12 protein-coding genes and 1 pseudogene are annotated in these 12881 nt (G+C 66.0%); 4 read left to right on the top strand and 9 right to left on the bottom strand.

What is annotated here, in order from left to right:
• Positions 1-37 precede the first annotated feature (37 nt).
• The 4 genes from ACZ60G_RS11430 to ACZ60G_RS11415 all read right to left on the bottom strand — a co-directional run bounded on the left by ACZ60G_RS11430 (position 38) and on the right by ACZ60G_RS11415 (position 4928).
• Positions 38-1732 (bottom strand): WXG100 family type VII secretion target, encoded by a 1695-nt coding sequence (locus ACZ60G_RS11430; RefSeq protein WP_465809474.1) that lies wholly within the window; start codon positions 1730-1732, stop codon positions 38-40.
• Positions 1733-2116: 384 nt separating this feature from the next.
• On the bottom strand, positions 2117-3295 hold the full coding sequence (locus tag ACZ60G_RS11425; RefSeq protein WP_465809472.1) for a CBU_0592 family membrane protein: 1179 nt from the start codon (positions 3293-3295) through the stop codon (positions 2117-2119).
• Complete coding sequence (locus ACZ60G_RS11420; RefSeq protein ID WP_465809470.1) at positions 3292-4161, bottom strand: EamA family transporter; 870 nt, start codon at positions 4159-4161, stop codon at positions 3292-3294. Before ACZ60G_RS11420 ends, ACZ60G_RS11425 begins: the two co-directional genes overlap by 4 nt.
• A 77-nt stretch (positions 4162-4238) precedes the next feature.
• Positions 4239-4928 carry a prephenate dehydrogenase/arogenate dehydrogenase family protein gene (locus ACZ60G_RS11415; RefSeq protein ID WP_465809468.1) on the bottom strand — a complete coding sequence of 230 codons (690 nt, stop codon included), beginning with the start codon at positions 4926-4928 and terminating at the stop codon, positions 4239-4241.
• A 735-nt stretch (positions 4929-5663) separates the two neighbouring features.
• Between ACZ60G_RS11415 and ACZ60G_RS11410 the strand changes: the two genes are divergently transcribed.
• Both ACZ60G_RS11410 and ACZ60G_RS11405 read left to right on the top strand, forming a co-directional pair.
• Positions 5664-6254, top strand: coding sequence for a TetR/AcrR family transcriptional regulator (locus tag ACZ60G_RS11410; protein WP_387283548.1), 591 nt, complete (start codon positions 5664-5666; stop codon positions 6252-6254).
• On the top strand, positions 6251-7090 hold the full coding sequence (locus ACZ60G_RS11405) for an alpha/beta fold hydrolase (RefSeq protein WP_465809466.1): 840 nt from the start codon (positions 6251-6253) through the stop codon (positions 7088-7090). The genes ACZ60G_RS11410 and ACZ60G_RS11405 overlap by 4 nt, the downstream gene beginning before the upstream one ends.
• A gap of 84 nt (positions 7091-7174) precedes the next feature.
• Here ACZ60G_RS11405 and ACZ60G_RS11400 read toward each other — a convergent pair.
• Positions 7175-7294 (bottom strand): annotated as a pseudogene (locus ACZ60G_RS11400) (DUF418 domain-containing protein); the annotation flags it as partial.
• A 53-nt stretch (positions 7295-7347) separates the two neighbouring features.
• On the bottom strand, positions 7348-7587 hold the full coding sequence (locus tag ACZ60G_RS11395) for a helix-turn-helix domain-containing protein (protein ID WP_465809464.1): 240 nt from the start codon (positions 7585-7587) through the stop codon (positions 7348-7350).
• A 28-nt stretch (positions 7588-7615) separates the two neighbouring features.
• Here ACZ60G_RS11395 and ACZ60G_RS11390 point away from each other — a divergent pair, with 28 nt between their 5' ends.
• The gene (locus tag ACZ60G_RS11390; protein WP_465809462.1) at positions 7616-7876 is read left to right on the top strand and encodes a DoxX family protein; all 261 of its coding nucleotides are present in this window, start codon (positions 7616-7618) and stop codon (positions 7874-7876) included.
• Between the two features lie 31 nt (positions 7877-7907).
• Positions 7908-8399, top strand: a complete 492-nt coding sequence (locus ACZ60G_RS11385; protein ID WP_465809460.1) for a nitroreductase/quinone reductase family protein — start codon at positions 7908-7910, stop codon at positions 8397-8399.
• A gap of 50 nt (positions 8400-8449) precedes the next feature.
• Here the strand turns inward: ACZ60G_RS11385 and ACZ60G_RS11380 are convergent, their stop codons facing one another.
• The 3 genes from ACZ60G_RS11380 to ACZ60G_RS11370 all read right to left on the bottom strand — a co-directional run bounded on the left by ACZ60G_RS11380 (position 8450) and on the right by ACZ60G_RS11370 (position 12856).
• Positions 8450-11410 carry a Tn3 family transposase gene (locus ACZ60G_RS11380; protein ID WP_465809458.1) on the bottom strand — a complete coding sequence of 987 codons (2961 nt, stop codon included), beginning with the start codon at positions 11408-11410 and terminating at the stop codon, positions 8450-8452.
• 76 nt (positions 11411-11486) lie between these two features.
• Positions 11487-11786, bottom strand: coding sequence for a hypothetical protein (locus ACZ60G_RS11375; protein ID WP_465809456.1), 300 nt, complete (start codon positions 11784-11786; stop codon positions 11487-11489).
• 290 nt (positions 11787-12076) lie between these two features.
• Positions 12077-12856: a hypothetical protein gene (locus ACZ60G_RS11370; RefSeq protein WP_465809455.1), complete on the bottom strand. Its 780-nt coding sequence runs from the start codon at positions 12854-12856 to the stop codon at positions 12077-12079.
• Between the last annotated feature and the right edge of the window lie 25 nt (positions 12857-12881).

Below are 12881 nucleotides of genomic sequence, written 5' to 3'. Positions count from 1 at the left end.
GCCCCTCAGAGCTCCAGATTGTTTCTGTCCCAACCGATCACGGCTCGCGCATACCGCCCCGGGCTGCGGCGGTGTCGGTGAGCAGGCCGCATAGTGTCTTCGCCGGTTCGGTGGCTTTGTCCCCGTTGAGCATCACGTCGGTGAAAGCATCGGCCAGCGCTTCGCCCGCGTCGAACCGCCCCTTGTCGAAACTCGCACCGCTCAACTGATCACGCCAGCGCTTGTAACCGGCCACCACGCGAGCAAGACCGGCATCGCGGTACCCCCTGTCGCCGCGCAAATACTCCTCGATCAAGATTCGCTGCGCTCGGCGCCGTGACTGCCCGCCGCCGGCGAGGTCGAAGGCGCGACCGAATTCCCGAACCGTCGCCGCGTACACGGGTCGCGTATCCGCCTGCGCGACAGCGGCACCCGGCCGACGCCGGTCGCGCAGGATCTCGTCGAGCCGCCCGGGATCAGCGGCCGACCCACCATCGAGAGTGACCGACCACGAGTCCGCATCGCCAGCCTCCGTTCTACCAACGCGGACGACCCCGCCCTCGGCGACAGCCGCGATCGCGATGGCGCGGACATCGATCACTCGATGCCTGGTGAGCACGTCATCGGTTGCCGCGAGAAACTCCGCCACCACGGTCGCGTCGAGATCGGTGGCCTCGAAACCGGACACCTCGACGCCGTGTCGCTCGGCCAGCGCGCGAGCTAGTCGCGCGATCGCATTCCCCGGTCGAGCCGCCGGACCGGCAACCACGGCGGGCCGCTCGCCCGGACTGTGCGGTCGAACAGTCGCGGATTTCTTGTCCGGCGTCGGCTTCCCGTCGCGCGCGCGGGCGGGCCCCGCGACCGGAGACGATCGACCAGGCGGGTTGCCACTGCCCTGCCAGGGCGTGGCCGACGGCTTCCGATCCCCGGGTGCGCTCACCGCGGGCGGTCCCGTACCGGTCGAGCCCGACCGGACAGCGGCGCGCGGCAACGGCTCGCGCGCGGGCGGTACCGTCGTCGGCGCGTCTGGGCGAACAATTCGACCGGCATCCGGAACGCCGCGCGCGGAAGCATCGGCAGGCTCCGGCCACCGCTGTCCCCCGCCTCCTTCGTCACGGCCGACACCGGCTGCGGAGTCAGGAGAATCCGGCTGCGGACCAGCGCCAACGGACGGATCGGTACCTGACGGCCGCACACCCTCTTGACCACCAGCGGCCTCGTGCGCATTCGGTTCCGTGTGCGCACGAACACCTCGCGCCGACGGCGCGGAACCCGAATCCGCAGCGATCGGCCGTGGTCCTGCGGCGGCCGATTCCCGAGGTGCTCCGGCGGCCGATTCCCGAGGCGTTCCGGCGGGTGACTCTCGAGGTGCGGCGGCGGCCGATTTCTGATCGGCCTCGGGCACCATCTGATCTTCGGACACCCGCGGAACCGGTTCGGCGGCCGCAGCGGTGACGGAGTCGCCCGCAGCCTGGTCGGCCGCCTCCAGCGAGCCCGCGACGGCGGTCACCTGCCCGCCGAAACCGCGCAACGCCCGCGCTATATCGCGGAGGGCCGCAATCGCCTGCCGCGCATCCGGCTGGTAGGTCTTCTCGAACGCCGCCCCTGCTTCGTCGTCACCCCACCACTGCCCCTCCTCGGACAGGACAGCGTCCAACCGTTGCATCACTTGCTGGACCTCATCGCCGATCTCTTCGAACGCGGTCCCCCTGGCGCGCAGCACTTGCAGATCGGCCCACAGCGATCGACTCACCCCACGCTCCCAAGCTCGGACAGATCGAATAAGCATGACCGGATAGGTAGGTGCACAACATCGGTAGGCGAAGACCTCGTTAGAGCGAGCTGGTGTGCATAGCCGGGTCACTGGTGGCCGTCCGCGCGAATCCGATGGTCACCGCGGTGTCACCTTGCGCTGTGCGCGTTTCGGTCGACGGGCGGCCGCGTCGGTGACCTCGACCCGCCGGTCGTCGGGAACGAAGGTGATGATGTCGGCTCGCGGCCGCGAGCATGGCCACACCTGTTCGGCGGTCGATAGTTCATGCCAGGCGGATGGGCGGTCGCGCCGTACAGCGGGAAGCCGCCCGCCCGGCTCGGTCAGTAGAGCACTTCATCTGCGAGCACACATCGGTCGACTACGTCACCGATCCGACCGAGACGATGTTCGCGCGGTCATCAGCGATGAGCTCGACTGGAGTCGATCAGCGGCGAGCGGCGCGCCGTCGGCCCGGCAGATGGTGTCGTACATATGCAGAATCGAACCGACGGTGCTCGGCGATGTGCGATCGCGCGCGAGATGGTCGAGGATATCTCCTGCGCGGAGGTACATGTGATCGTACGGATCCAGGTAGCGGTCGTCGGCCCATCGTCTCGCGACAGTGGCGTATCGCCGCAGCAGCACGATGTCCACGCTGGGTCGACCGCCAGTGACGGGACGCCCGTTCGGCAGTTTCAGCCATTGCATCTCGGCCAGCAGGAGCTCCGGCAGCAGCACCTCGGTCATGATCTCGTCCGAGCCGACCCGGCCGCGGCGACTGTATTCGTCGATCACCGCCAACGAATGGGCGATCGCCGATAATTCCTCGTAGGTGGCGCTGGACATCCACGGCTGTATGCCCAGCCGTGTTGTGCGGCTTCGAAGTTCGGCGTAATTCGGCAGGCCGGCGGCGCGCCCGGAAAGCACGCGTCGCCACCGCGGCGTGTAGACCGTTCGAGCGATGTCGATCAGAATCGACCACCACAGATCGAAATTCTGTCGAACATGCCCCTCCGGCTCAACCGGGCCGTGACCGACCGGAAGCGGCATCTCGATGATCTTGCGGCGCAATCCGGGTGATGTCAGCGTGTCGAAGTCCGCCCGAATCCCGTTGTCCCGCAGGAAGGTCAGTGACCACCAGATAACGTGCGGTTGCAGCCACTGTCGCCCCTGCGAGGTCGCGTAGGAGTTGCGCAACAACCGGATGAGGCGGTGCGGGTTACTCAGCTCGTCGCCGATGAGGGTGACCGACCGGCCCGGCTGTATAGACGACTCGCCAGGAAATTCGGCCGGCACGCCGTCGTCGGCGGTCATGTTCGAGTGCGCTGCTCGCGCGCGGAAACCTTGTTGTCCCAGCGAGATTGCCGATACCAGGGCCCATGTGCCTTCGAGTAGGAGAAAGCCCCAATTCCGGTCGGTATAGGCGATGACGGCGAGGATGCCGCTGCCGACCGCGTTGCACGCGAGGTAGGAGATCTTCGTGTCATCGACCAGACCCGCCTGAGCGGCGACAAAGGCCGCGAGCAACAGAAGCGCGCCCAGGACCTGCGGAATCTGACTCATCGGCGGGCCCACTGTGCCATGAACGTCCATGCCATTCGGGGCCACGCATGTTCACCGGCATCGTGCTCGAAGCCGCCGAATTGTGCGGCGAGCACCAGAGATATCCCGCCGAGCTGCACAATCGTCAGGCTTTGACCCGCGAAGGTCCAGCCGAGTATCACCGCGACGACCGGACCGAGCAGCATGAGCCGAGAACCGGCGGTCGCCTCGACACCGCGCAGCAGGCCGCCGAAGAACAGCGCGAAAGCCGCCGCGGTCGCCGCCAGCGCCAGCCATCCGGTCGCCACGAGTTGGTACCAGCTCAGGCTGGGTGGTTCCCCCTCGAGCAGAGTGGCAAGCGGCAGCAGCACCAGCCCGCCCGCCAGCATCTGCCACGCGATCGCGCTCAGCGGCGGTGTCGACGGCGGTACGCCCCAGCGCCGGGTGAGCACCATCCCAACGCCCGACAGCAGTGCCAACGCGGCCGCCGCACCGACACCGATCAGGTCCAGTCGAGCTGTGCCGCGCAGCACGACGAGCCCGACTCCGAACAGGCCCAGCAGTGGCGCCCAGAACTGACGCGGTGTCAACCGTTGGCCGGTCATCATCACCACCAGCGGAACGACAATGCACTGCGCCGCGGAAATCGTCGAGACGACCGCACCGGGTATTCGGTGCGCGGCGACCGCTTGCAGACCGAAAAAGCCGCCGAAATTCAATATGCCTAGCAGCGTGGCGCGCGCCCACCAAATTCCCTCGGGGCGTGCGGGCCGCAGTGCGATCAATACGAGCCCAGCAGGCAATATGCGGAGCACCGCGTTCCACAGCGGCGCGTCGGGCAGGGATTGGATGGCCAGAAATGCCGTTCCGAAAAGACTGGGGCCCATTGCACAGGAAAGTAGCGCGTAAGTGTTTACCGGCGCTACCTGCCGAAATGTGGTCGTCGCGCGATTTTCCAGGCCGGTCACCGCGCACCACCCTGCTCGGCCAAAAGAGCCCGCCCAGCATTTCCGCGTTCCAGCAATTCGGTCAGCTCGCCGGATTCCGCGCACAGCGCGGCCGCGGCCGTTGTCAAATCGCTGGCAACCTCCGCCAGCACCTTGGCGATTTCGGTCGCGTTCGCCCGCAAGATGTCGGTCCACAGCCCCGCGTCGCCCGCGGCGATTCGCGTGGCATCTCGAAGACCCGCGCCACACAAACGCAATGTCGGATCATCGGCGTCGGCCAGAGTCGCGGCCAGCGCGGCCGCGACCAGATGCGGCGCGTGGGAGGTGCGCGCCACGATCCGGTCGTGCTCGTCGTGCGCCATCATCACCGGACGTGCACCGGTCGAACCGACGAACTCGACCACGGCTTCGATTGCGTCCGAACATATTTCGGCCAGCGGGGTAAGCGCCCAGACCCGGCCGTCGAACAGCTGCGCCGAAGCGGCGTGCGGCCCGGATCGTTCGCTGCCGGCCATCGGATGCCCGCCGGCATAGGAGGTGAGATCGCAGCCGATCGCCTTCGCCTCGGCCAGCGGAGCGGCCTTCACGCTGCCGACATCGGTATAGAAACGGCCCAGCCCGCGGGCCTGGCATTTGGCGAGAACCGTGGCGATTCCCTCCGGGGGACAGCGATCACCACCAGATCGACGGCGGGCTCGGGCAACCACGCCACACCTGCCCCGAGCGCGCCCGCCGCCGCGGCAACCACGGGATCTCGATCATGCAAATAAGTGAATACGCCACGCCTACGTAAGGCGAGGCCCACCGATGTCCCGATCATCCCGGCGCCGATAACCGCAACCGTGCGAGCCGACCGTTCCCGGAGCGCATTCACGAAGGTCTGCCTATTCTACTCGGAGCCCACAGAGCACAGCAGACCAGTGCGATGACATTCATTACCCGACCTCATCCGAATTATTCCATGCGGGTACAAATGAATGTCACCGCAGGAGAGTCATCTCGATTCGGCAAAGATACTCGCGTCATCACGAGCGTTCAATCGGTAATTAAAATAGGTAGATCAGATCAGAATTACCTATAGACGAAACATACCGATAATATCTGTGCGGCGGTCCGCCGGTGCGGCACGACCGACACCGCCACACACCGGCATCACCACCCCGCAACCGCGCCACCCAGCGCGAACGAGTGCGATCCGTCGAAGTCGGTGTCATTCGCCTTCGCCCTGGCCGCCGCCATGGCCGGAGCAGCCGGCACAGGCCGACGATCCCGCGCCCGGTGCGCCCGACCAGATCATCTCGATCAATGTCAACCTGCTCGGCTGTTCCCTCCGGACCACATCGGCATCGGCCTTCCACCTGCTACCGGCACCCCAACACCCTTGCAAAACCTATTATAATTAGGATATAAACTAGGTACCCTAGCTCAGGTGAGGAGGTGCGATGTCGCCACGGGCCGGGTTGACCGCCGAGCGGATCACATTGGCGGCGGCGGAGCTCGCCGATGAGGTCGGTTTCGACAACATCACCGTCGCCGCGCTGGCCAGGAAGTTCGGTGTCAAGGACGCGAGCCTGTACTCGCACATCAAGAACCTCGAACAACTGCGCAACCGGGTGGCCATGCTGGCAAGTGACGAGAAGACCGACCGCATCGCCGCGGCAGTGGCCGGGCGCGCCGGACGGGATGCGCTCGCGGCATTTGCCGACGAATGGCGCCGCTATGCCCTGGAGCATCCCGGCCGCTATGCCGCCACCCAGATGCCGATGGACCCCGCCGTTGCCGCAGATTGGAGCGGCGGTTGGCGAGCCATCGATCTGACCTACGGGATGCTGCGTGCCTATGGCCTCGACGAACCCGATATCACCGACGCGGTTCGCCTGTTGCGCAGCACTTTTCACGGTTATGCCAACCTGGAGGCGAGCGGCGGTTTCGGCCACGCCCGCTCCACCGCCGCCTCCTGGGACCGCATTGTCGACGCCCTGCACATCACCCTCACCCACTGGCCGACCGACGAGAAAGCGAAATCGCAGTGAGATCCGAAACCCTGCAAGTGCCCGGCGCCACCCTGTATTTCGAGGTGCGCGGCACCGGCCCGGTGCTGCTCCTGCTGCCGGGCAGCGGCGGCGACGCCGGGATCTTCGACCCGATCGCCGATGCCCTCGCCGAGCACTTCACGGTTGTGGCCGCCGACCCGCGCGGGTACTCACGCAGCGTTCTGGACGCTCCCGAACCCGTGGATCAGCGGATGGATGTGCTCAGCGACGACGCGTACCGGCTGCTCGAACACCTCACGCCCGCAGGCGAATTCGCCTACGTCGCCGGTGTCAGCGGCGGCGCGGTCGTTGCACTAGACCTGCTCGCTCGCCATCCGGAACGGCTGCGCCTGGTCGTTGCCCACGAGCCGCCGTGCTTCGCGGTCCTGCCCGATGCGGACGTGCACCGGGCGATGGTCGAGGAGGTCGTAGAACTCGCCCGGGACCAGGGACCCGCCGTCGCGGGCGGGCGGTTCATGCAGGCGGTCGGCGTCACCTCCAAGCCGCTGCCCAACGCAGCCGAGGTCCCGGCCCGTACCGCCGAAATGCTCGGCCGTCTCATGGGCAACACGTCGCTGATGTTCGCTCATGAACTGCGCGCGGTCACCGATTACCGGCCAGATACGGCCGCACTCACCACCGTGGTGGACCGCCTCGTCCTGGCCGCGGGTCGGGAAACCCGTGGTCAACTCCCTTATCGGACCGCCGAAACCCTCGCGTCCGAGTTGGACCGGCCGCTGGTCGAGTTCCCGGGTGGGCACAGTGGTGTACGGGAAACTCCGACCGAATTCGCTCATGCGCTCTTGGCGGCGCTGACGGCGACTGCTGATCGCTGACCCACGCGGCAGCGGCCCGCAGGTGTTTCAAACGATGCTGAACGTGCACTATTCGTAGCGCTCGGCGGAAACGAAAGTGCACGCTCAGCCTCGCCGAACCCGCTGCACCGGAACGTATTCCGACCGCCGCCACCCCGGAACCGACAGATATGTCGCAGCGCGCAGCACCCATTCGACTGGCCCATACGCATGACCGCGCAACCAAGGGTGCCGGTAAGAATCGTGTCACCAGGTACATGAAGCTTGGTAGCCGACGATCATGTCCCGGGGGTGCCGAGGTAGCGGTGCAGGGACGTCTTGGGGATGCCGGTCTTGGTCGCGATCTCGCCGAGGCTGCTTCCTTGTTCACGTAGCGGCCGGGCGTAGTCGATCTTGTCGTCGGGCCAGGCGTTCGGGCGGCCGACTTGTCGGCCTTTGGCTTCGGCGACGGTGCGGGCGTGGGCGGCGCGTTCGGCGGTGAAGGTTCGCTCCATTTCGGCGAAGTCGACCCTGCCCATCCCGAAGCTCGCCGGAAGCCTGCCATACGTGAAGGATCTCGCTCCGGCCACCGTGCGGTTCATCGGTATCGCTGAACTCGCCGGCGCGCTCGGGCTGATCCTGCCCGCCGCCACCGGCATCACGGTCGTTCTCACCCCGCTGGCCGCCGTCGGGCTGGCAATAGTGATGGCTCTGGCTGCCGGATTCCACGCCCGCCGCAGCGAGTACAGCGCCATCGGCCTCAACGCCGTGCTGCTCATCCTGGCCGCCATCGTGGCCTGGGGCCGGTTCGGCCCCTACTCCCTGTGACACCACCGAGCACGAGAGACAGGACGCAACGATGACCAACCCCAGCTCCCCCGCCACCGCGAACCAGCCTGGCCCGCCACCGGTACGAGTTTTCCGGGTCGCCAACAAGGTGATTCGCCCACTGCTGGCATCCCCATTCCACAAGCTGCTCAGCGGCCGACTCATGCTGCTCACCTACAACGGCCGCAAGAGCGGACGCCAATTCATCATCCCTATCGGCTATTTCGACTGGGATCCCGGAACCGTCCTCGCCCTGTCGAACCACTTCGGCTGGATCACCAACATGCGCGGCGAACCCACAGTCCATCTACGCATCCGCGGCCAAAGCCACAAAGCCGTCCCCACCATCATCGAAGACCCCGCCGAGATCGTCGCCGCCCTGAAAGAATTCGCCCACCGCAAGGGCCCCAAGGCCGCCAAAGGCCTGATGCTCGGATTCCCCGGCGACCGGCAGCCCACAGAACAAGAGCTCCGGGACGCGGCCGCAAGAACCCGCCTCGTCCGCTTCCAGCTGACCTCCTGACGCCATCGCCCCACGCACGCGCGGGGCGATGGGACTGCCGACTGGGCTGATCAGCCGCTGAGGGCGAGCCGACTGCTCATGTTCAACTTGACCTCGCCGTACGGGAGCACGTGCGACCAGAACAGTGGGGTCAGGCCGCGTTCATCCTCGGCGGTGAGCACGCCGTCCCATTCGGGGTCGGCGAGGATGTCCTGAATCATCAAGACGTTGACGTAGACGAGCGCGGCCTGGCAGATCCGCAGGCATAGCACCGACATTTCCTGCTCGTCGCGGCGGTTGGACGCGATCTCGGCGCTCTTGCCGTAGTAGATGACCGAGTTGGCTCCGTTCCAGGACTCGACCACGTTCAGGCCGCTGTTGATATCCCGTTGAAGCTCACGACTGCGCAGGTAGCGGCACAAGAAGATGGTTTTCTGGACGCGGCCGAGTTCGATCATCGCCTGGTAGGTGGGGTGGGCGGCGTTGGCCTTCATGAACCGGCGCAGGATCGCCTCGGTGGAGGCGGTGCGGGTGCGGATCGCGGTGGCGTACTTCATCATCTGGTCGTATTGCTGGGCGATCAGCTCCCACCGGATGGGTCGGGTCATGGCCGGTTTCAGCCCTGGCCACAGATCGGTTTCCCCGGGGGCGGGCCGGTAGAACTTGCACTTGTTGATGCGCTTGATCCGCGGAAGCAGGTCGAATCCAAGGAGTTTGGTCACGCGGAATCCGATTTCGGACTGGCCGTGGGTGTCGACGTAGGAGGATTCCACCTCCATGTCGGTGCCGTGGAGCATCGCGCCCTCGACCATGGCATGGACTTCGGAGGCCGAGCAGTTGAGCAGTTGGGAGTGGATGACCACAGATCCGTTCTTCTCGACACGCCAGTAGATGAGCACGCCGCGGCGGCCGTAGCGGGAGTGGTGCTCGGTGAAGATGTTCTGGTCATAGGCGCCGAAATGCGTTGAGTCGCTGGCGACGGCGGTCGACGACTCGCCCCATATCGAGGGTTTGCGGGCGGCGAAGGTGGCGTTGGCGATCTCGATCGCGATCCGCCGCGCCGCCTCGGCGTTCAGGTAGCGGCGGCGGGTGTAGCGGATGTCGTCCTCGCTGTGGCGGTCGGTGCCGCCGGCCACCGACTTGATCCCGGTGTTCGTTCCGTAGGCATAGATCGACAGCAGAAGCCGTTCGGCCAGAACATCTTCAGCCAGATTGCCACGGTCGGCGACCGTGGTCACCGACCGCAGGCACCCGGTCCGCAGCACCGCCTCTTTCAGCATGTCGATCAGCGGCACCACGCCCCACCTGGTCCCTACTTGAGCTTTCAGTTTCCGCAGGTTGCGTGGTTCGGCGACGGGCGGCAACGGTGCCAGCTTGATCGCACCCCGCTTACGCTCCTTGATCTCCAACCAGGGACAGTGCGGCAAGGCGGCGTGCAGGGCCTCGAGCTCGGCGCGCATCTCTTCCTGCAGCCCGGTGATGAATTCGGTCGGGTCCAGGGGTTTGCCCAGCTTCTCGTAGTGCTCGATGCGGCGGTCCTCGAAGTCGACCGGCAGATCCTCGGCCGGGTTGCGCCACTTCTCCGCACCGACGACCCAGATTTCCTTGCACCGCAACTGATCCCGCAACGCCTGGAACGTAGCGATCTCGTACACCATCCGAACCACTCGCCGGGTGCCGTGCTGGTCATTTTGATGCACTAACTCCGCCCAGTCCCCGGACACACCCCGATGCACCGGCACCTCCTCGGCGGCCGGGTAGTAGCGCAAGCTCGTGCCCGCGTACCGGCCGATCAGCTCGAGCGCATCCAGCACCGGCCGGTGCGTGGTGTTGTTGCTGCGGAACTCCAGCACCGACAGCAGTTTGATCAGCCCGGCTCGGTAGTGGTTGGTGTACGAGGAGCGCAACGTGGCCTTCACCGTGCGGTGATACGTCGGCCCCGAGGATTTGAACTCAGCCACCAGATCCCGCAACACCCCCTGCGGCGCGACCGGGAACACCGTGTCGCGCACCAACTTGTCGCCCGCGTCGACGGTCGCCTCCGCCACCTTGAACAGCAAGTTCTCCTTGCCGGTGACCCGCTTGAACTCCTTGATCAGCTCATTGGTGACCCGCACCTCCGCGCGGGCATTGATCCGGTGCACCGTGGAATTCAGCAACTCGACCAGGGTGTCGGTGATCTCCCGGCACCGGCAGACCAGCAACGCTGCCAGCAGGGTCAGCTGCGTTTCGAGTGGATGATCGCGCAGGTGGCTCGGTGATTCCACCGACGCGCGCCCGCGCCAGCCGGTCACGATCTTCGGGCCGATATCGGCGAACACATCACCCGGTACCCCGACCGCGCGGACCGCCTCCAGCTTGGCGATCTCGGTGAGCATCGTGTTCAGGCTGACGTTGCCCGGGTCCGACCGGATCGCCGCCAGCACCGCACGCCCATCCTCGGCGTCACCGTCGGAGCTTTCCTCGTCGCCACCGCCGAGCGGTGCGATCAACGCCAGCAGCCGGGCCCGGACCGGCTCCGACAACCGGTCACTGACCTGCGTGGACAGCAGCTCCTCACCACGGTGCAGCGCCGAACGCAGCATGCGCTCGATCCGCCCGGCTGTGGGCGGCTCCATCTTCATCTCACGCAGCCGCGCCAACAGGTGCTCGCGCACCCGTTCGCCGCTGCGCTCGCGCTGGGTGACGTGCTCGACCAGCCATGCCACGGTCTCGTCGGCGTCGCTCGCACCGCATTCCCGAAACCCCAGCGACTCCCGGATCTGCGCCCGATGCGCCTTGCTGGTACGGCCGGTGAAGTCGTAGAAGGCGATCTCGGTCCGCTCCACACCCACCTGGCGTGCGATGTAATCGACTGCGGCATCCGGGATTTCGGCTCGTCCGCGCGGAAACCGTCCCCGCTCGGTATAGAACCGAAGCATCAGCCCGAACCCGAGCTTCGCCGCACCCCTCTTCGTCGCGACCAACTCCGGTTCCTTGCCCAGCAGCGTCCACCGGTCGATCAGCTCGTCCTGGTCCAGCTCCCTCATCACGCGCCGCAACCTACGCCCGCACCGACCAGCACCAACCCGCTTTTACAAGGGCTTCATGTACCAGGTGACACGATTCTTACCGGCACCCCAACCACCAGTGACTGAGTGCGAACTGCGCGCCATTGGCCCGCGGCCGCAACCACCGCAGCAGGATCAGAAACAGGCACAGAAACGCGTACAGCGTAAGAATGTCGCCGATCCACAGCAGAAAGACATGCGCCAACCCGATCACCAGCAGTGCGGCGCAGCGCCGCAGCAGTCGGGGATTCGCCGATACCCCGGCCCGCTGTGCCGCCGCGATCTGCAGGGTGAACGAACAGCCGAACAGGAATGCGAACAGCAGATAGACCCTGCCGCCGAACAGCGCCTCCACCACCGCGTTGACGAAATGGTCGAACGGGCCGTCGAAACCGAGTCGCGGATCGTCAGCCGTGCCGCCGAACGATCAGAGCAGCGTGGCAACGGCGACGTTCACGAATGAGGATTCCGAAAAGCGCGAATCGCCGCAGTATGTCGACTTCGGCTATCCGCAGTGATGTGGTTGCGGGCAGGACCGGTTCGGACATGTTCCGAAGGTAACGGCCGCGCCGCGAGCGGTCGTCCTCCCATCACCGATTCGCGCCCCGATCGGGTCCGTCTCGAACAGCTAGCTCCGGCGTATTGACATCACACCAGGTCGGCGACCTCCAGGTAGAGCTGTCGCTCGATGGCGATGTCGACGAGGAAGCCTTGCCGACCGCCCGCGGTGTCGGTCGCATGGAACGCCGCCACCGCGATTTCGCCGATCCGCAGTCGCTGGCCGGCGAAATCGCGCTGTCCCAGGATGATCGGCTGCGCCTGGTCGAACACCAGCTCGGTGACATCGACGGACAGCGGGGCGCCGAGCAGGTCGGTGACGGTGCCGGGGATGAGCCGGGCGGAGACGATTTGATCGAAGCTCGGCCGCCGCACGATCCGGTGCGCCACATACATTTTGCCCTCCCTGCCGAAGCACAGATGGGTCAGCAGTTCCGCAGTGCGCAGGGGATGCGGATCGAGTTGGGTGAAGGACACGATGTTGCGCACGGTGGCCATGACGTCACGTGCGATCACGATGCCGCCGCGCTCCAGATGACCGCGAATAAGGTTGCCCCGGAACGTGGTTCGCGGATGACCCGTGTGCGGATCCAGGTCGGCGAGTGCGAGGTCCGCCGGTTCGAAGGCGTGGCCGCCGCGGAATCCGGCGCGTCGATCGGCGCCGAGCGCCCGACTGCCGCGCTGGTCCAACTCGATATCGAGCAGCACCTGAAAGTCGAACGGCGAGAAGAACATCGGCCGATGCGAGAAATAACAGTCGGTGCCGGTCCCGAAGACCACCATCCCGTGTGTCCCGACCGTCAGCGCCGACCGATATGGACCCGCATATCTGGCCGTATATCTCGCCGTCCTGGTGAACATCCCGCTCATGAGGACGCTCCTTTCTTCTTCCCCT

It is taken from the genome of Nocardia sp. NPDC102475, assembly GCF_055584605.1.
Note: the sequence above shows the minus strand (reverse complement) of the source record. Positions and strands in the feature narration are given on the sequence as shown.